21 protein-coding genes are annotated in these 16,557 nt (G+C 64.2%); 13 read left to right on the top strand and 8 right to left on the bottom strand.

Annotation, left to right across the window (positions count from 1 at the left end):
* Position 1 precedes the first annotated feature (1 nt).
* Genes AV059_RS10550 through AV059_RS10530 form a run of 5 tightly spaced genes read left to right on the top strand, consistent with a single transcriptional unit; the run spans position 2 to position 5,052 of the window.
* Positions 2-955, top strand: coding sequence for an ABC transporter permease (locus tag AV059_RS10550; protein ID WP_058994369.1), 954 nt, complete (start codon positions 2-4; stop codon positions 953-955).
* Between the two features lie 2 nt (positions 956-957).
* A complete protein-coding gene (locus AV059_RS10545; RefSeq protein ID WP_058994368.1) occupies positions 958-1,995 on the top strand; it encodes an ABC transporter permease in 1,038 nt (345 codons plus the stop codon).
* On the top strand, positions 1,995-3,170 hold the full coding sequence (locus tag AV059_RS10540) for an ABC transporter ATP-binding protein (protein WP_058994367.1): 1,176 nt from the start codon (positions 1,995-1,997) through the stop codon (positions 3,168-3,170). The genes AV059_RS10545 and AV059_RS10540 overlap by 1 nt, the downstream gene beginning before the upstream one ends.
* Positions 3,163-4,479, top strand: coding sequence for an ABC transporter ATP-binding protein (locus tag AV059_RS10535; protein ID WP_058994366.1), 1,317 nt, complete (start codon positions 3,163-3,165; stop codon positions 4,477-4,479). The genes AV059_RS10540 and AV059_RS10535 overlap by 8 nt, the downstream gene beginning before the upstream one ends.
* A gap of 42 nt (positions 4,480-4,521) precedes the next feature.
* A complete protein-coding gene (locus AV059_RS10530; protein WP_058994365.1) occupies positions 4,522-5,052 on the top strand; it encodes a hypothetical protein in 531 nt (176 codons plus the stop codon).
* Between the two features lie 33 nt (positions 5,053-5,085).
* Here the strand turns inward: AV059_RS10530 and AV059_RS10525 are convergent, their stop codons facing one another.
* Positions 5,086-6,141 (bottom strand): DUF4350 domain-containing protein, encoded by a 1,056-nt coding sequence (locus AV059_RS10525; RefSeq protein ID WP_058994364.1) that lies wholly within the window; start codon positions 6,139-6,141, stop codon positions 5,086-5,088.
* Positions 6,134-7,093, bottom strand: coding sequence for a S49 family peptidase (locus AV059_RS10520; protein WP_195156649.1), 960 nt, complete (start codon positions 7,091-7,093; stop codon positions 6,134-6,136). Before AV059_RS10520 ends, AV059_RS10525 begins: the two co-directional genes overlap by 8 nt.
* Before the next feature lie 127 nt (positions 7,094-7,220).
* Between AV059_RS10520 and AV059_RS10515 the strand changes: the two genes are divergently transcribed.
* The 3 genes from AV059_RS10515 (at position 7,221) to AV059_RS10505 (ending at position 9,694) form a co-directional block, all read left to right on the top strand.
* Complete coding sequence (locus tag AV059_RS10515) at positions 7,221-8,105, top strand: aldo/keto reductase (protein ID WP_058994363.1); 885 nt, start codon at positions 7,221-7,223, stop codon at positions 8,103-8,105.
* Positions 8,106-8,182: 77 nt separating this feature from the next.
* A complete protein-coding gene (locus AV059_RS10510) occupies positions 8,183-8,917 on the top strand; it encodes a class I SAM-dependent methyltransferase (RefSeq protein WP_079990754.1) in 735 nt (244 codons plus the stop codon).
* A 450-nt stretch (positions 8,918-9,367) separates the two neighbouring features.
* The gene (locus tag AV059_RS10505) at positions 9,368-9,694 is read left to right on the top strand and encodes a cupin domain-containing protein (RefSeq protein WP_058994362.1); all 327 of its coding nucleotides are present in this window, start codon (positions 9,368-9,370) and stop codon (positions 9,692-9,694) included.
* 28 nt (positions 9,695-9,722) lie between these two features.
* On the opposite strand, the gene AV059_RS10500 is transcribed toward AV059_RS10505, so the two are convergent.
* Both AV059_RS10500 and AV059_RS10495 read right to left on the bottom strand, forming a co-directional pair.
* On the bottom strand, positions 9,723-10,742 hold the full coding sequence (locus AV059_RS10500; protein WP_058994361.1) for a transcription initiation factor IIB family protein: 1,020 nt from the start codon (positions 10,740-10,742) through the stop codon (positions 9,723-9,725).
* 227 nt (positions 10,743-10,969) lie between these two features.
* The gene (locus AV059_RS10495) at positions 10,970-11,755 is read right to left on the bottom strand and encodes a helix-turn-helix domain-containing protein (RefSeq protein WP_058994360.1); all 786 of its coding nucleotides are present in this window, start codon (positions 11,753-11,755) and stop codon (positions 10,970-10,972) included.
* 95 nt (positions 11,756-11,850) lie between these two features.
* On the opposite strand from AV059_RS10495, the gene AV059_RS10490 reads away from it, so the two are divergent.
* Positions 11,851-12,252, top strand: a complete 402-nt coding sequence (locus tag AV059_RS10490) for a hypothetical protein (protein ID WP_058994359.1) — start codon at positions 11,851-11,853, stop codon at positions 12,250-12,252.
* Positions 12,253-12,267: 15 nt separating this feature from the next.
* Here the strand turns inward: AV059_RS10490 and AV059_RS10485 are convergent, their stop codons facing one another.
* Positions 12,268-13,047 carry a hypothetical protein gene (locus tag AV059_RS10485; protein WP_058994358.1) on the bottom strand — a complete coding sequence of 260 codons (780 nt, stop codon included), beginning with the start codon at positions 13,045-13,047 and terminating at the stop codon, positions 12,268-12,270.
* 90 nt (positions 13,048-13,137) lie between these two features.
* The gene (locus tag AV059_RS10480; protein WP_058994357.1) at positions 13,138-14,100 is read right to left on the bottom strand and encodes a C-terminal binding protein; all 963 of its coding nucleotides are present in this window, start codon (positions 14,098-14,100) and stop codon (positions 13,138-13,140) included.
* A 164-nt stretch (positions 14,101-14,264) separates the two neighbouring features.
* Between AV059_RS10480 and AV059_RS10475 the strand changes: the two genes are divergently transcribed.
* A complete protein-coding gene (locus AV059_RS10475; protein ID WP_004958357.1) occupies positions 14,265-14,537 on the top strand; it encodes a ubiquitin-like small modifier protein 1 in 273 nt (90 codons plus the stop codon).
* 25 nt (positions 14,538-14,562) lie between these two features.
* On the opposite strand, the gene AV059_RS10470 is transcribed toward AV059_RS10475, so the two are convergent.
* The gene (locus AV059_RS10470; protein WP_058994356.1) at positions 14,563-14,964 is read right to left on the bottom strand and encodes a MoaD/ThiS family protein; all 402 of its coding nucleotides are present in this window, start codon (positions 14,962-14,964) and stop codon (positions 14,563-14,565) included.
* Between the two features lie 90 nt (positions 14,965-15,054).
* Here AV059_RS10470 and AV059_RS10465 point away from each other — a divergent pair, with 90 nt between their 5' ends.
* From AV059_RS10465 to AV059_RS10455, 3 genes are all read left to right on the top strand, one after another.
* Positions 15,055-15,423, top strand: coding sequence for a hypothetical protein (locus AV059_RS10465; RefSeq protein ID WP_058994355.1), 369 nt, complete (start codon positions 15,055-15,057; stop codon positions 15,421-15,423).
* A gap of 104 nt (positions 15,424-15,527) precedes the next feature.
* Complete coding sequence (locus AV059_RS10460) at positions 15,528-15,782, top strand: hypothetical protein (protein WP_004958362.1); 255 nt, start codon at positions 15,528-15,530, stop codon at positions 15,780-15,782.
* Positions 15,783-15,792: 10 nt separating this feature from the next.
* Entirely contained in the window at positions 15,793-16,161 is a 369-nt protein-coding gene (locus tag AV059_RS10455) for a hypothetical protein (RefSeq protein ID WP_058994354.1), read from the top strand.
* A gap of 13 nt (positions 16,162-16,174) precedes the next feature.
* Here AV059_RS10455 and AV059_RS10450 read toward each other — a convergent pair whose 3' ends face one another.
* Positions 16,175-16,540 carry a hypothetical protein gene (locus AV059_RS10450; protein ID WP_058994353.1) on the bottom strand — a complete coding sequence of 122 codons (366 nt, stop codon included), beginning with the start codon at positions 16,538-16,540 and terminating at the stop codon, positions 16,175-16,177.
* Positions 16,541-16,557 lie beyond the last annotated feature (17 nt).

The raw sequence follows: 16,557 nt of genomic DNA, 5'->3' as shown, positions 1-16,557 counted from the left end.
CATGGGCCTCAGACGCTTCATCGCAGTCCGGGTGCTCACGACCATCCCGATACTGTTCGGAGTCTCGATGTTCACCTTCGCGATGGTCCACCTGACGCCAGGGGACCCGATCGACCAGTTAGTGGCGCTAAATCCTCAGATTTCGGCCGCCGAGGAGGCGGCGATTCGCGCCAGATACGGGCTCGACGGGCCGGTCTGGCAGCAGTACCTCACCTGGATAACCAACGTCCTCCAGGGCGATTTCGGGACGGTCATCAACGTCGACCAGCCGGTCGGTCCGTACATCATGGACCGGTTACCACAGACTATCGCACTGGGCCTGTTCGGCTGGGTTATTGCCCTGCTCATCGCGATTCCGACCGGCATCTACGCCGCCGTGAACAAGGACACGCTGGGCGACGACCTCTCGCGGGTGTTCGCACTGTCGGGCATCTCGCTGCCGAACTTCTGGCTCGGCCTGATGCTCATCCTCGTATTCGCGCTCTGGCTCGACCTATGGCCAGTGCTAGCTCCGAACAAACCGCTGTTCTCGCCGGCAATGCTGAAATATCTCGTTCTCCCGGGCGTCACCATCGGGACGGCGTCGTCGGCCACGCTGATGCGGGTGATGCGATCGTCGATGGCCGAGGAGATGAACAAGGAGTACGTCACGGCAGCCCGGGCGAAGGGGCTGCCCGAGCGGACGGTCGTGTTGAAACACGTCCTGCGGAACTCGCTCATCTCGGTGACCACTATCGCCGCGTTCCTGACGGCGAGTATCTTCGCCGGCGCTGTCGTCGTCGAATCGGTGTTCGCCTGGCCCGGTCTGGGGCGAGCCTTCGTCAAGGCGATCTCCGGCCGCGAAGTCGACCTCATTATGGCGATTACGCTGTTTACCGGTGTGACGATCATCTTGGCGAACCTGCTCGCAGACATTGTGTACGCGCTGTTAGACCCACGAATCCGCTATGACTAACAATGAGTACTGAACGAGGACGCATACGCATAACGGGGTTCGACGCCGACCGCGTCGAGTCCCGCGAACCGCTATCCGACTGGACAGAGGAACGAGACACCGAAACCGAGAGTCGCTGGGAGCGCGCCTGGAGCGAATTCCGTGACAACCGGAGCGCGATGCTCGGGCTCTATATTGTTACCCTGATGGGACTCCTGGCTATATTCGCCCGCCCAGTCACCGTCGCTGGCGTGACAGTCCAGCCCTTCTCGCTGGCCCCGTACGACCCGAGCGCGATTCTGTACGTGCAGGGCCTCGACGTGAGTGCGTACGAGGCCCCGTCGCTGGCCCATCCGTTCGGCACCGACGGCTCCGCCCGGGACGTGTTCTCCCGCGTGCTGTACGGCGGTCGGTTCAGCCTCTCGATAGGCTTCATCGTGGTCTCGATTACCGCCGTCATCGGGCTGGTGTACGGTGCCATCGCGGGCTACTACGGCGGCCGGGTCGACGAGGTGATGATGCGCATGCTCGACCTGATTTTCGCGTTCCCCGGCCTCCTGCTGGCGCTGATTATCGTCGCCGTGCTCGGCAAGGGGTACTGGGAACTGGTGCTCGCGTTCACGGCGTTCGGGTGGGCCGGCTACGCCCGGCTGATACGCGGGGAGATACTGAAAGTCAAAGAAAACGAGTACGTCATGGCCGCGAAGGCGCTGGGCGCGCGTGACCGTCGCGTCATCTTCAGACACGTCGTCCCCAACGCTATCGCGCCGCTGGTCGTCCAGGCCTCCCTCTCCATCGGGACAGTCGTCATCGGCGTCGCCGCGCTTGGCTTCCTCGGCCTCGGGCTCCCGCCCGGGTCAGCCGAGTGGGGGACGATGCTGGACGCGACGCGCGAGACCATCGTCCAGGGCCCCGGCGGGACGATTCCCTGGTGGGTCACCGTGTTCCCCGGCGGCGCTATCTTCCTGTTCGTGATGTCGATGAACCTCATCGGCGACGGCATCAACGACGCGCTCAACGCGCAGGAAGGCACTGACGTAGCCACTGGAGGCGAGGTCTGATGGCGCTGCTCGAAGTCGAAGACCTCACGGTGAACTTCTACACCGAGGAGGGCGTCGTCACCGCCGTCGACGATCTCTCCTTTCACATCGACCGCGGCGAGAAATTCGGCATCGTCGGCGAGAGCGGCGCGGGCAAGAGCGTCACCGCGCTGTCGGTGATGCGCCTCATCGAGGAACCGGGTCGTATCGAGAGCGGGACGATCCGCTTCGACGGCCAGGACCTCATGGAACTCTCCGACTCAGCGGTGCGGGACGTGCGGGGCAACGATATCGCGATGATATTCCAGGACGCCCAGACCGCGCTGAACCCGGTGTACACCGTCGGCGAGCAGATTTCGGAGTCAATCCGACACCACCTCGACTACGGCGACACGGCCGCCCGCGAACGCGCGATTCGACTGCTCGATGACGTCGGTATTCCGGAACCGGAAGCCAGATACGACGACTATCCACACGAGTTCTCCGGCGGGATGCAACAGCGGGCCATCATCGCGATGGCCCTGTCCTGTGACCCCGAACTCCTCATCGCCGACGAGCCGACGACAGCGTTGGACGTGACCATCGAGGCGAAGATCCTAGACCGCCTCGACCGCCTCGCCGACGAGTACGACACGGCCATTCAGCTCATCACCCACGACCTCGGCGTCATCGCGGAGATGTGCGACCGGGTGATGGTGATGTACGCCGGCCGCGCCGTCGAGAAAGCCCCCGTCGAGGAACTGTACTACGACCCGAAACACCCCTACACCGTCGGACTGATGAGCGCTATCCCGCGTATCGGCGATCGGCAGGACCGCCTCAAGACGATTCCCGGGACGATGCCGGACCTCGTGGAAGTCCCCGCTGGCTGTAGCTTCCACCCGCGGTGTCCCTTCGCCGAGGAGGCCTGTACGCGCAAGGAGCCGCCGCTGGTCGACCCCGACACCGACGACGGTCACGGCTTGTCCGACCGCTCGGCCGCCTGCCTGGCCTACACCGGCGACCTCGAAAACGACCTGGACTACGAGGTCGAAGTCACGGGTCGGGACGCGCCGCCCGACGACACCCGGTCCGACCCCCGCGTCGGGCGGACGGATTCGGAGCCGCTCCATGCTGACTCCGACCCGGTCGGTCTCGACACCGACCTGTTAGACCGCGACGACCCAGACGGCTCGGGAGGGCGGCAGGATGGCTAAGACGGCCGATAGCCCGATACTGGAGGTCGAGAACCTCACGAAGTACTACGAGTCCGGCGGGACCATCGTCGACACCCTGCTGGGCCGGAGTCAGGAAGTGAAGGCCCTGGACGGCGTCGACCTGGAACTCTATCCCGGCGAGACGCTGGGTATCGTCGGCGAGTCCGGCTGTGGCAAGACCACGCTGGCCCAGACGCTGCTGCGGCTCATCGAACCGACGGCCGGCTCGGTCCGCTACAAGGGCGAGGACCTGACGGGGGCTTCGGACGACCGCCTGCGAGCGCTCCGGAAGGACATCCAGTACATCTTCCAGGACCCGTTCGCCAGCCTCAATCCGCGGCTGACGGTCGGCGACATCGTCGGCGAACCGCTGGATATCCACGGAATCGCGGACGGCGAGGAGCGAACCGAGCGTGTCAACGACTTGCTGGAGACTGTCGGGCTGAGCCAGCGTCACACCCACCGCTACCCCCACGAGTTCTCCGGTGGCCAGCGCCAGCGCATCGGTATCGCCCGCGCACTCGCCGTCGACCCCGAGGTCATCGTCTGTGACGAACCCGTCTCGGCGCTGGACGTGAGCGTGCAGGCCCAGATTCTGAACCTGCTTTCGGACCTGCAGTCGGAGTTCGGCCTCTCCTATATCGTCATCGCCCACGACCTCTCTGTCGTCGAGCACATCTCTGACCGCGTGGGTGTCCTGTATCTCGGGGAGTTCGCCGAAGTCGGCCCGACCGAGGACGTGTTCCAGCCGCCGTATCACCCCTACGCCGAGGCGCTGCTGTCCGCCATTCCGGAACCAGACCCCGGCTGGGAGGGCGACCGGATTTTCCTCTCCGGCGATGTTCCGTCACCGCTGAACCCCCCGTCGGGCTGTCGATTCCACACCCGCTGTCCGAAGGTCATCCAGCCCGAGGGGACAGACATGGCACAGTCCGAGTGGCGGTCGCTGCTGGACCTGAAACAGCGGCTCCGCAAAGCCGACTCGCTGGAAGCGGTGACCGCAGTGCAGGAAGATGTCGAGGACGAAGACCTGAGTCAGCTCTCGCAGTCCGCTCTCGAAGCCCGGGTCCGAGCCGAATTCGGCCTCCCGGAGACGGTCGGCGACCGGGAGGCCGAGGAAGTGTTCGGGACGGCCCTTGACCACCTGCATGACGGGGCTTTCGAAGCCGCGCGGATGGCGCTGAACGACGCCTTTGAATCCCCCTGCGAGCGAACCGACCCCGAGCTGTTCGATGTCGGTGACGACCACCGCATCGCCTGCCTGCTGTACGACGACGAGAGGCCGGACGCGCCGACGCGGACGAGCTAGTCCCGAGCAACGCTTTTGCGAACCCCGGCCTATAATCCGACAATGCGTCGCATCTACGATTCGGGCGCGCTCTACCGCGACGACGATGAGCCAGGGGCACCCACCGAGCACGGAGCGCGGCCACAGGCCGCACGCAGTATCGACGGCGGGGTCTGGAGCGACCGTCTAGTGCCGACGTGGCTCCGCTATCGCGCGGTGTCGGTCGATATCGAGGTGCCACAGACTGAGTATCCGGCGGGAACCGAGGTGCCGTTCGTCGTGACGATGCAGAACGCGCTTCCAGTGCCGATAACGCTCCCGACGGACTCGCCGCGGCCGTGGACGTGGTACGTCGATGGAGTGGCCGAGGCGTCCCACGTCGACAGCGTACCCAGTGATGACGGCAGTCTCCGGTTCGACCGCGGCGAGCGAAAGCAGTTCAGACGGCGGTGGGACCGGATGTTCCGGGTTAGCGACGATGAGTGGGAACCCGCGCCAGCCGGGGAGTACACTATCGGGGCCGGGCTAAGTGTGGCCGACGCTACCGAACGTGGCCTGTACAGCGAGACGACGGTCAGCATTAGCGATCAGTGAAGCCGCGACCAATGGCGGTCCGAGCAGCCCGGCTCAGGTCCCGCTCGGGGTAGGGACCGGCGTCGGAGTCGGGCCGGGGGTCGGCTCCGGTGGTGTTTCGATCGGGGTAGAGAAACTATCACCAGTCCCGAATCCGGTATCAGGGGTCGCGCCACCACCCGGATCAGGTGCCTCGCCGTCGAGCAGGAACGAAAGTAGGTTCCCCATGAACACCTCATTGTCGGCGTCGTATATCTCGGAACTCCGGATGAACGTCGAGTCGGTGACGAACACCATGTTGTCGTTGCGGACGACTGTCGCGTACGTGCCGGTGCGGCGCGTCTCCAGCGTCCGGGTGCCCTCGGCAGCAGTGAACTTCGTCTCGGCGTCACCGTTCACCACCGCGTAGCCGGCGGTGTCGAACGTAATCGTCTCGACACCGTCGGTCAGTTCACCGTCGTCGCTCGGAGATGCGTAGATAGCCTTGAAGTTGTTGTCGTTGGCTTCGTCGTCGACGTTGTACAACTGTTCGGCACCCATCCGGACGCCGTAGCGCGCGGTGGCGTTGTTGGCCCCGAACGACACCGTCGTCGTCGACTGGGTGAAGCCGGTCGAAAGACGGGTCTGTGTCGGTTCGGCGAGGACGACGACACGCCCACCGTCGTCCGTGTACTCCTGGAGCGCGTCGCGTTCCGCCTGTGAGTAGCTGTCGAGCGGCTGGACGATGAGTACACCGTCGTACCGGCCCAGCGAATCGGCAAAGGAAGCGGTGCCGGACGTGCCGTACTCGACGGTGTGGCCCGCCTCGAACACCGCCTCGGTAATCGGTTCGAGTTCGGATTCGGTCACCTGGTTGCCGTGGCTCGTATCGACGAGTATTCGCTTGTCGCTCGTGTCGACGTCGACCGAAATCTCACCCTCTTCGGGGTCTACGGGTGCGTTGACGGCGTCAGGCTGATACTGTGACGGCGACTGGCCATCGATAGACTGGCCGTCCGGCGGTCCCGACGACCCCGGGCTGGCGACTGCGAGGAGGAACGTCCCGCCCAGTAGCACCACGAGAACGACGATAAACACGGCGAGCGGCTTGACGATACGGCCCTCAGTCATTGCGGATCACCGTTGCATTGTTGTCCTCAGCGGGGATTCCCCAGACGGCGTAGTACTTCACTGGCTCCCGGAACGTTGTCTCACTATCGTCGGGATGGACGAGATAGGTCACGTTATTCGCGCCCTGGACGGTTTCAGCGCCGGCAGGGACGATGATGACGTTGAAATTGGCACCGCCACTGCCCTGATAGGTCACGTCGTACTGGTCACCCTCGATGTCGTCCGAGAGTGCGGCGGCCCGTTCGATGGCCAGTTCGGTGTCGCCGATCCGGTCGGCAAAGCCGTTCTGGGTTGCCTGTGCGCCGAGGTACGTGCCGCCGTTGGCGACCTCCTCGCGGGAGACCGTCAGTTGCTCGCCCCGATGGCGCATGACCGTTCCGACGAAAGACCGCTGGAGCACCTCGATATCCTCGCGGAGGCTGTCTTTGCTTATCTGGGCCTTGTCCGGCCCCGAGCGGACGAACGTCTCACCCTGCCGTTCGACCTGCTCGATCAGACTCAGCGGGGCCTGAACGATGACGCCGATACTGCCGACGGTCGAACTCGGCTTGACCACGATCTCGTCGGCCGGCGTAATGCCGTAGTAGCCGCCCGAGGCGGCCGTGCCCTCGACGTAGGCGACGACAGGCATCTCACTGGCAGTCCGGTTCACAGCGAGGTAGAACTCCTCGCTCGAGTCGACCGGGCCGCCGGGGCTGTCGACCCGGAGGACGACGGCCTCGATTGATTCGTTAGTTCGTGCTTCGCGGAGGTCCTGCTTGACAGCGTTGACGTTCGCGTCGGTTGTGCCGCCGCGAAGGGTGATGACGGCGACGCTCGGGTCGTCGTCACCACCGCTTGGCACGCCGTTCCAGATGACCGGCGCGAATACCGCGGCGATGACGAGGGCGAGCGTGACTGCGATCACGTATGACGCCGTCATCGCTGAGAACAGTTGTTCTCTCTCAAACATCTATACATCCCGTTCGGACTGCGGGAGTAATAAACCCCGGTCGGCGTTCCCTGACGCGGTCTGCCGCACTGGACTGGCTGAGAGAGCAGCGACCAACGGTTATTGGGCTCCGGGCCGTCCGACCGATATGGAAACCCGAGCGCTGGGCGACACTGGGCAGGAGAGCACGGTGCTGACGTTCGGCTCGATCGCACTCAACTGGCTCGAACAGGACGGTGCGAACCAGCTGGTCGAACTCGTGTTGGACCACGGGGTCAACCACTTTGACGTAGCACCGACCTACGGCGACGCGGAGCTGAAACTGGGGCCGAAGCTCCGGCAGTACCGCGACGACATCTTCCTGGGCTGTAAGACCCAGGAACGCAAGTACGAGGGGGCCGCCCGGAAGATCGACCGGTCGCTGAACCGCCTCGGCATCGACACCATCGACCTCTACCAGATCCACGGGCTGGAATACGAGGACGAACTGGACACGATCACCGCCGACGGCGGCGCACTCGACGCGATACGCGAAGCGAAAGCGGCGGGGAAAATCGACCACATCGGGCTGACGAGCCACGGTAACCCCGGACTCATTCTCGACGCCATCGACCGCATCGATGACTTGGAGACGCTGATGTTCCCGCTGAACCCTGTCGTCGCCGGCAAGGACAGCGACGAGTACGACTACGAGGCCGTGCTGGAACGCTGTGAGTCGGAGGGTATCGGCACCCTGGGGATCAAGGCGTTCGCGAAGGGACCATGGCCGCCGGCCGACGAACTGGCAGAGGCCGACCGCCCGTACGCGAACTGGTACGAGCCGGTCGACACGCCGGAGAGCATCCGCGATCGGTTCGACTTCGCCGCCGCCCGGGGACTCGATACCGTCGTCAGCCCCGGCGACCCGAAGCTCGTGAAGATGGTGCTGGACGCCGCCAGCCGCTCGGAGGGGATGGACGAGGCCCGTCAGCGTGCGCTCATCGAGGAAGCGCGCCACGACGACAGCCCGGTGCCCGAGCAACTGCACCACTGATACTGTCGGCTGTAAGCCGTTGAAAAATTTCACCACCATAGGGTGGTGAATATCTTCACAAAGTTACAGCCAACAGTATGAGCGTGACCGTGGACGTTCCGGAGACGGTGACAGCGGCACTCGCCGACCAGCAAGTAGAGGGACAGGTCTGTCTTGAGGCCGGAGCCGGCGTCGGGAACACGACGGCGGGGCTGCTGGCCGCGGGCGCAAAACGCGTGTATGCGGTGACGAACGACGCCGACCACGCCGCGACGGTCCGGGACCGCATCGGCGACGGAAACGCCGACCGGCTGGCCGTGGTCGAGGCTGACCTCCGTGAGACGCCGCTTGCGACAGACAGCGTCGACTTCGTCACCGCCCACGGCCTCTGTAACGTCCTGCCACCGGCCGAGCTGGCACCTATCGCGGCCGAACTGACGCGGGTCGCAAAGCCCGGCAGCCGCCTCGTCGTCGACGACTACGCGGTGCCACCCGCCGATGCGGCCGTCAACCGACTGTTCGCGCTGGAAAACGCCGCCGCACGAGTGGTTGACGGCCGGCCGGCGTTGACGTTCTACCCGCCCGCTGTGCTTGCTGCCGTCTTCGCCGCCAACAGCTGGACTGTCGAACGACGGAAGACACTACTGGACCCGGTCCCCTGGACCGAGGCCCATCTGGATGCCCACGCGAAGGTGGTACGAGAGTACGCTGCGGGGCTTCCAGACGTAGTTGGGGGACCGCTGGTCGCGATGGCCGACGACGTGGCTTCGGCTATCGGCTCCGAGCGAACCGGGACGATGTACAGTCTCGCGTTCCGGCTAGCAGATGTGTGAGATACTGGATAGAACTAAGATGGGAAGGGTGTTTTGACAGCCAGAAAGCCCCGACTGCCTGAACTCGGGGGATTCGCTGCGCGCTTCCTCGCTCCCGATGGTCGCTCGTGCAGTGCTTTCGTCGTCCGCCGTCGTTCAGGCAGTCGCCCCTTTCAGTCCCTCCTGTAGCCGGTTGGACAATCCACTATGGGTGGGACTGAAAGGGACCAACAGCGTGGCGGCGAAGCCGCCACGTTATGCGGTGGTCGGCAAATCCGACCACCCACGCTCCGGGAACCCCGGCGACACAAGCACCGGAAGGAGTGAAACGACTGAGGAGCACAGCAAGCCGCGGGACCGGAGCGTATCGGGGGCTTTCTGGCTGTTAGACAACACACACTCAAAATCACAGGCGGACACAACTGTTCCTGGCAACCGAACGGCTAAGGACGCGCCGACCCACGTGCCGGTATGACACTCGACCGGTTTGCGGAGTTCGACGCAGAGCCCGCCGACGGAGAAGTCATCGACGGGGAACTGGCAGTGACCGACGACGTGCTGGTGAAGGCGTTTGCGCTGGGGCCGGACGCGACAATCGACCCGCACGAGCACGACGGCGCGACGAACGTGTTCCACGTCGTCCGCGGCGAGGTGACGGTCCAGCAGGACGACACCGAGGAAGCCATCGCCGCGCCGGGCGTCGTTCTGAACGAGCGCGGGCAGGCCCACGGCGCGCACAACCACACTGACGAAACCGCCGTTCTGACAGCGAGCCTCTGCCCGCTACCGGGGCAGTAGAGAGTAAAAGAGCGGAAGACGCGACAGTTCAGGCGCTCGCGCCGGATTCAGCCCCGCTCGTCGCGTCGACGGCGCTGTCGTCGAGTTCCGATTCGGCTTCCAGCAGTTCGCGGTAGCGCTCGCGGATGGTCACGGTGCTGATGTCAGTAGCCTCGCTGACGGTCTCTTGGGTCATCTCCTCGCCGAGCAGCAGGCCGGCGGCGTAGATGGCTGCGGCGGCGAGGCCAACTGGGCTCTTGCCGCTGTGGACGTTCGCTTCCTTCCCCGCTTCGATGAGGGCGCGGGCCTGGCGTTCGAGGGCGTCATCTGCGTCGAGTTTGGAGACGAACTTACTGAGGTAGGTTGCAGGGTCCGGCGGGCCGACCTGCAGGGAGAGTTCGCGGTTGAGATAGCGGTAGGCGCGGGTGAACTCCATCTCGTCGACGCGGCTGACGACAGCCATGTCGTCAAGCGTCTGCGGAAGGTTCGCCTGCCTGACGGCGGCGTACAGCGCGGCGGTCGCCATCCCTTCGATGGAGCGGCCGGGTAGCATCCCCTCGTCGAGTGCACGGCGGTAGATGACGCTGGCCGTCTCACGGGCGCTTTCAGGGACACCGAGGGCACTCCCCATCCGGTCGATCTCGCCAAGGGCCTGCTTGAGGTTGCGCTCGGCGTGGTCGCGGGTGCGGAATCGCTCGTCCCAGGTGCGCAGGCGCTGCATCTTCTCGCGCTGGCGCGTCGACAAGGAGTTGCCGTAGGCGTCCTTGTCCTGCCAGCCGATGTTGGTCGAGAGGCCCTTGTCGTGTTTCATTTCGGTCGTCGGCGCGCCGACGCGGCGCTTGTTGTCGCGCTCCTGGCTGTCGAAGGCGCGCCACTCCGGCCCGTGGTCGATCTCGTCTTCGTCGACGACGAGACCACACGACTCGCAGACAGTTTCGCCGCGACTATCGTCGGTAATGAGGCTCCCGCCACAGTCCGGGCAGGCGTGGCCAGTGCTCGCCTCGGACTCGGCCTGTTCGTCCGCACTTTCATCGCGTTCGTCGGGGGAATAGATGCTGCGTGTCGTCATAATGGTGTCTCTGCGAGCGCGTGGGACGCCCGCGGTCGTACCCAATTATAGGGGTGCATCCCCCATGACGCCTCGTTTGGCATATGCCGAACTTCGGAGAACTAGTAGCTATGTGTCACGTTCGGCGTACAACGACGGATGACTCCCCTCCTGCGGTCACCCCGTTCTGAACTGCGACGCGGCAGTATACAAGTAGTGCAGTTCGGTCCGGTCTGGTTCCAGAGCGACTACACGCCCGAACGACCGATACGGAGGCGTCCACCCTCGGCGACATCTTCGTCGGCCTGAACTGGCCCCATCGACCGCGTGACGAACGACCGGACAATCCACGCCTCGGCACGCTGGAGGCGGTACTGGAGCGTCGACCGCGACACGTCGAGCGTCTCTGCGAGGTCAGTGAGCGAAGTGTCCCGGGGCGTCCGGTAGTAGCCGTGTTCGACGGCGGCCTCGACGGCGGCCTGTTGCTCTGGCGGGAGTTCCGCCAGCGTCACGGCCTCATCGACCCAGTACGAGGGCGAGCTAAGCTGCCGGAATTCGACGGTGAGTCCCTCGCGAAGCTCGGATTCCATCTCCTCAAACAGCCCGTCGACGCCGGCGTCGCTGCACAGGAGCAGTCGCCACTCACACCGGCTCCCGCGGCGTTCGGTCTCGACGAGGACGCCGCGGCCGACGTGGTCGATGGCCAGCCGCGGAATCGAGTGACAGTCACCGGCTTCGGATCGGTAGCTGTACACCGTCCGGACCCCGGGGTCTGAGCCGATGACCTCGTACGTCCAGTCCGTCTTGCAGTTGCGGGTCCCGATGCACTCGGTACACTGGACCGGGTCGTCGTACACGTCATCCAGTTGCTCAAGGGCAGTCTCCGGGCCGGCGACGCGTTCGAGCCGCCACATCCCGTCTCGTGTGACGTTACACGCTATCGTCCGGGAGTGTGTCTCCGGGTAATCGATGAACACGTCCATCACGGGATCGACGTTCCGCTCGTAGTCGATAGTGAAAATGAACTCTCGCATGTACACCCCATTGCGTGTCGAGTGTCTTATACGCACTGTCTCGTTCGGCGTATGCCAAACCAGCCGTCATTATCGAAGCACACTTTCGAAGGAGTATGTCGTGTCCTGTCTCTCCATCTACTGGCGACTCGTCCGGCGGAGCGGTCACTGGCGACACACCGGACGACTCGCCGTCACGTATTCGCGGATATGAACTACCGACGCACAACTGGCGACACACCGTCATCTACGGGGTGGTGTTCTGGGCAGTTGTGGCCGCCGCGTGGCTCGCCGTCCCGACCGGTCACCCGTTCCAGCTGGGCGTCACACTGTCCGGACTGTTTGCGGCCCCGCTGTTGCCAGTCGCGCTCTGGTGTGATTACCGCCAAGCGAGAGGGTTCGGCACCTGTGACCCGGGTCTCCAGGCGTACCTCTCGAACCTCATTCGGGATATCAAGACAGCAGGGACCGGCCAGAGCGACCTCGGCGACCAGCGTCGGGAATTCCTCAGGTGCTGAGGTCGGTCACGCCGCTCACGCGGTTGCGGTCGATTGCTGGGCTCGGGCCTCTGCGAGCCAGTCCGGGTCTGGAACGTCAGTCGACCCGACGTCGGTGATCTCGTAGCGCCACTCGATTGAGACCGTTTCGCCGTCGTCAGTCTCGCCGGTCAGCGTCCACGCTGTCTGGCGTGCAAGTCCGTCCGAATCGACCAGAATCACAACAGTGAAATCGGTCACAGTCACGTTCCCGCCGGACCCGAACGCGCCGGCACCGAACTGCCGCCAGGTCGAGAGATCCGAGTACTCGTAGCGGTCCACCGTGACGCCGTCGAAGGTTTCTGTCCCGACGAAGCGGGCGTCATCGACTGATTCATAGCTGACCGTCCCACGGTCAACGGCGGACTGGAAGGAGGTGTCGTCCTGCGGCCTGACCTGATAGAACGCCTCGCCATCGGTCTCGTACCGCGTGTAGGCCGAACCATCGGCGACGAACGTCTCGAAGTCAGTTCTGGCATCCGGGCCGGACATCGTGAACGTCTCCAGCGAACGGTTCGCCTGCAGGTCCACTCGGTACGCGTTCGTTATCGTGGCCGTCTCGCCGGCCTCAGTCGTCGAGTACGACCACCTCGCGGTGAAACTGCCCGCGTCTCGAAGGAGGCGGTCCGCCGCCTCAACCGAGAGGTCGTCCCGGTCTGCCGGTGCGGCCCCACCGTCGTCTGCATCAGTCCCGTCGCCCGTCGTCGGGCCACCGCCGGCACACCCAGCGAGGACGAGCAGTGACATCACCAGCACAGTAAGTAACCGCGTTGTCATGTCTGAGAGGAGGCTGCCACAGGAGATAAGCTAGTATGGTTGATACGACCGGCGGGACTGGCGACGCGACACTTGTACCCGCTAAAGGCGCTACAGCCAGTCCGTGTCCGGGTCGATTCGGTTCGGCGGCGTCTCGCCGGCCAGCGCGGCTTTGACGTTCGCCGCGACGGCGGCGTTGAGGTCGTCACGAGCTTCCTCGGAGTACCAGGCCGCATGCGGCGTGACGATACAGTTGTCAAGGCCGACCAGCGGGTGGTCAGCCGTCGGCGGTTCCTTGGCCAGTACGTCGAGACCCGCGGCCCCAATCGTTCCGTCCTCCAGCGCCGTCCGGAGCGCCGCTTCGTCGATGAGGCCGCCACGGCCGGTGTTGACCAGAATTGCCTGCTCACGCATCGCTGCGAGCGCGTCGGCGTCTATCATCTCAGCCGTCTCCCCGGTCAGCGGCGCGTGGAGGGAAACGTAGTCAGCTCGCTCGTACAGCGTCTCCAGCGTGACCTTCTCGACATCGGCGCCGGCCATCTCCTCGGCGTCGACGTAGGGGTCGTAGGCGATCACGTCCAGATCAAAGCCTCGCAGTTGGTCGCGCACTCGGCGCGCGATGGGGCCGAAAGAGACGAGACCCAGCGTCTGGTCGCGGACACGATGCACCGGCCGGGTTCGCTCCCAGCCCCAGCCGCCGTCGCGAACGTCGCGGTCGTAGGCTGTAAGCGTCCGAACACAGTCGAGCAGCAGCGTCACCGTGTGGGTGGCGACCTCATCGGTACAGTACTCGGGGACGTTCGTCACAGTCACACCGTTGTCCGCTGCCGCGGACACGTCGATGTTGTCGATACCGACGCCCGCTCTCGCGACGATCTTGAGGGCGTCCAGCGCATCAAGCACGCCGGCAGTGACCGGCGTGTTCACGTCCACGACGAGGCCCGATGCCCCGGCGGCGGCATTCCGGATCGCGTCCTCGTCGTCTGTCTCCGCGACGACGACATCAGCGTCGAGTTCCGCTCGCAGTCGATCGACATCTATCATCGGGTCATCGTTTGCGACCACACGTTGCATATGCGTTGTCATGGACTGGGAGGCTAAAACGGGTCGAATTCGTTCCCATCGAATAGGAATTCGAGGTCGATGATAGATGCCATACAACGAGTGAACGTGTTGTTCGTTCGAGCCGCGCAGTTCGAGCGCTGTGATTTAAGCCACTCGACCGCTAACCCAGCGGTATGCAAATCGAGCTGCGGTTTTTCGCCAACTTCCGGGAGGCCGTCGGGCAGAAAACGGTTCACCGCGAGTATGAAACGGACCTGCAGGCGGGCGACGTGCTCCGACAGCTCTCCGAGGAGTTCACAGAGATGGACCTATTTGAGGACGGCGAACTGCGAGAGTACCTGACGATTCTCCGGAACGGAAGGGACATTGCACATCTCGATGGTCTAGAGACCCCACTGGAAGACGGAGACGAACTCAGCGTGTTCCCGCCAGTTGCCGGGGGGTAATTCCTGCGACAGTCAGTTGCCCGAGTCAGCAACAGAAAATGAACGGGTATAGCAACCCGATGCGGTCGCCGGCTTCCAGTTCCGTGTCCAGTCCGTCGAGATGTTCGTTGAACTCACCGTTGACCGCCACTCGCGCGTAGCATCTGGTCTGTTCACCTTCGGGGTTTTTCGCCCAGTCACCCGGCAGTTCCGCCATCTCCGGGGCCCAGCCCTCGGTGGTGGCGTCGGCTTCGGTTTCCGCGATGAGCATATCGCCCACGTCGTACTCTTGAAAGAATGCATCGAGGAAGTCACGTAGCGTGTCCCCTTCGAACGTGTATGACAGCGACGGTTCGCCGACGACCCGGCGAACGTGGCCGGTGCACCTGACCTCGACAGTAGTCAGGTCCGGTGCCGACGACTGTCGCTCTACTGTCTCACTGCTCATGTGCGCACTACACCCCGCCATCACAAATCAGTAGAGACGAACATGTTCGCCATCGCTGGGGTTTATTGGCCACGAACCATGTGTGGCGGTATGGACAATATCGAACTGGGGATTCCGTCCGGGATTGTCGACTCGCTGCCGCCGGACAGCGAGGACACGAAACGCGACATGGAACAGGCCGTTGGTGGCTGGGAGCGGGAACTCAACGCCGCGCTCAATACCGAAGAGCCGGCCAGCGCCGTCGTCGACCACATCGAGCAGTTCGAGAGTCGGTGGGAGGCCTACGACGAGTACGTCGTCGAACTCCGGGCCTGGGGTCAGTCACCCATCTACGCGATGGCCTGGCGCGACCTGCACGCCGCCGTCATTGCCCAGATTTACGACCACGCCGATCTGGACGAGCGCATCAACCGCGAGCGCAACGCCCGCATCGTCGACGACGGTATCCGGCCGGGGTAGACCGTCACTGTCCGGCAGAGTGACACCTCGGGATAGCGCGGGTGTGGCGAACGAGCGCTGGACCGCCGATAGGTTTAGACGACCGCATCCGTAACGACCACACGATGGAGCGTGAACGGAGTTTTCGCGGCATCTCGGTCCGAGCCGCTATCGGGTATCTGGAGAACCTCGGCGGCGAGCAACGGGGCGAAGCGACCGTCGAAGGCGACGGCTGGGCGGCGACACTCTCGGAGGAGAAAGTCGCTATCGGCCCCAGCCTCCAACTCAACGAGGTAACGATCCAGTTCGACGGTGACCCGGAGACGCTGGAGCCGCTCATCGAGAAGTTCGCACAGAAGGCGATGCGAGCGGGCGGCTGACCGGGACGCGATGGCTGATTCATCGTACCCGATCGAGGGGCAGATCGTCCTGCTGGCTGGCACGCGTGCGAGCATTCCGCTCGACCAGCTCCCGGAGCTACTCGAACGGACCCAGACGTATCTCCAAGCGAACCGGGATACCTACGACAGGGAATACGAACGCATCAGCGGCCCCAGAGAGGCCGATTACGTCTGTGCGGAGTCGGGCCACTGGGACAGTATCGGCACAGAACTTGGACTGAGCGACCGCGAACAGGACGCGGTTCGGCGGGCCCACGCCGCCCAGTTCGAGCGCGACGGGCGGCGGCTGGACAGAAGCGAGGAGTTCGAGACGACGCTGGAAATCAGGGCCGTGCTGGCGATCAGCTCCGACCCATAAGACGTGCTGGCGGTCAGTTCCGCACTGTAATCGTCTCCAGCACGCGCTGGGAGAACGCCGTCTCCGAGAGGTCGCCGTTTTCAAGCTCGTCGATCCACTCGCTGTCGACCGACCACTCGCCGAGTTCGGTGTCCTCGAGGTCCGTTACCGTCGCCTCGATGTCGACCCCAGACCAGTCATCGGCGTGCAGGTCCCGGAAGACGTTGACGACGCGGCCGATCTCTCGGTGGGGAATGACAGCCGCCTCGTCGGCCGAAATCGACTCGTACGTGAGCCGGTACGTTTCGCCCTCGTCGGCGAAGTCAGTAACGTACACGCCGTGGCTGGTCAGTCGGGACTCTACTTGAAATTCGAAGTCGTCGATATCTTCCTTGCGCATTAGAGAAGTGAAATGTG

It is taken from the genome of Haloarcula sp. CBA1127 (assembly GCF_001485575.1).
Lineage (GTDB): Archaea > Halobacteriota > Halobacteria > Halobacteriales > Haloarculaceae > Haloarcula.
Note: the sequence above shows the minus strand (reverse complement) of the source record. Positions and strands in the feature narration are given on the sequence as shown.

Coding starts and splice junctions, on each gene's coding strand:
- AV059_RS10530 (WP_058994365.1), top strand. CDS start 4,522: ATGCGTCGCATCTACGATTCGGGCGCGCTCTACCGCGACGACGATGAG.
- AV059_RS10540 (WP_058994367.1), top strand. CDS start 1,995: ATGGCGCTGCTCGAAGTCGAAGACCTCACGGTGAACTTCTACACCGAG.
- AV059_RS10550 (WP_058994369.1), top strand. CDS start 2: ATGGGCCTCAGACGCTTCATCGCAGTCCGGGTGCTCACGACCATCCCG.
- AV059_RS10450 (WP_058994353.1), bottom strand. CDS start 16,540: ATGCGCAAGGAAGATATCGACGACTTCGAATTTCAAGTAGAGTCCCGA.
- AV059_RS10545 (WP_058994368.1), top strand. CDS start 958: ATGAGTACTGAACGAGGACGCATACGCATAACGGGGTTCGACGCCGAC.
- AV059_RS10485 (WP_058994358.1), bottom strand. CDS start 13,047: ATGACAACGCGGTTACTTACTGTGCTGGTGATGTCACTGCTCGTCCTC.
- AV059_RS10505 (WP_058994362.1), top strand. CDS start 9,368: ATGACACTCGACCGGTTTGCGGAGTTCGACGCAGAGCCCGCCGACGGA.
- AV059_RS10480 (WP_058994357.1), bottom strand. CDS start 14,100: ATGCAACGTGTGGTCGCAAACGATGACCCGATGATAGATGTCGATCGA.
- AV059_RS10455 (WP_058994354.1), top strand. CDS start 15,793: ATGGCTGATTCATCGTACCCGATCGAGGGGCAGATCGTCCTGCTGGCT.
- AV059_RS10470 (WP_058994356.1), bottom strand. CDS start 14,964: ATGAGCAGTGAGACAGTAGAGCGACAGTCGTCGGCACCGGACCTGACT.
- AV059_RS10495 (WP_058994360.1), bottom strand. CDS start 11,755: ATGCGAGAGTTCATTTTCACTATCGACTACGAGCGGAACGTCGATCCC.
- AV059_RS10460 (WP_004958362.1), top strand. CDS start 15,528: ATGGAGCGTGAACGGAGTTTTCGCGGCATCTCGGTCCGAGCCGCTATC.
- AV059_RS10465 (WP_058994355.1), top strand. CDS start 15,055: ATGGACAATATCGAACTGGGGATTCCGTCCGGGATTGTCGACTCGCTG.
- AV059_RS10525 (WP_058994364.1), bottom strand. CDS start 6,141: ATGACTGAGGGCCGTATCGTCAAGCCGCTCGCCGTGTTTATCGTCGTT.
- AV059_RS10475 (WP_004958357.1), top strand. CDS start 14,265: ATGCAAATCGAGCTGCGGTTTTTCGCCAACTTCCGGGAGGCCGTCGGG.
- AV059_RS10515 (WP_058994363.1), top strand. CDS start 7,221: ATGGAAACCCGAGCGCTGGGCGACACTGGGCAGGAGAGCACGGTGCTG.
- AV059_RS10535 (WP_058994366.1), top strand. CDS start 3,163: ATGGCTAAGACGGCCGATAGCCCGATACTGGAGGTCGAGAACCTCACG.
- AV059_RS10520 (WP_195156649.1), bottom strand. CDS start 7,093: ATGTTTGAGAGAGAACAACTGTTCTCAGCGATGACGGCGTCATACGTG.
- AV059_RS10500 (WP_058994361.1), bottom strand. CDS start 10,742: ATGACGACACGCAGCATCTATTCCCCCGACGAACGCGATGAAAGTGCG.
- AV059_RS10510 (WP_079990754.1), top strand. CDS start 8,183: ATGAGCGTGACCGTGGACGTTCCGGAGACGGTGACAGCGGCACTCGCC.
- AV059_RS10490 (WP_058994359.1), top strand. CDS start 11,851: ATGTCGTGTCCTGTCTCTCCATCTACTGGCGACTCGTCCGGCGGAGCG.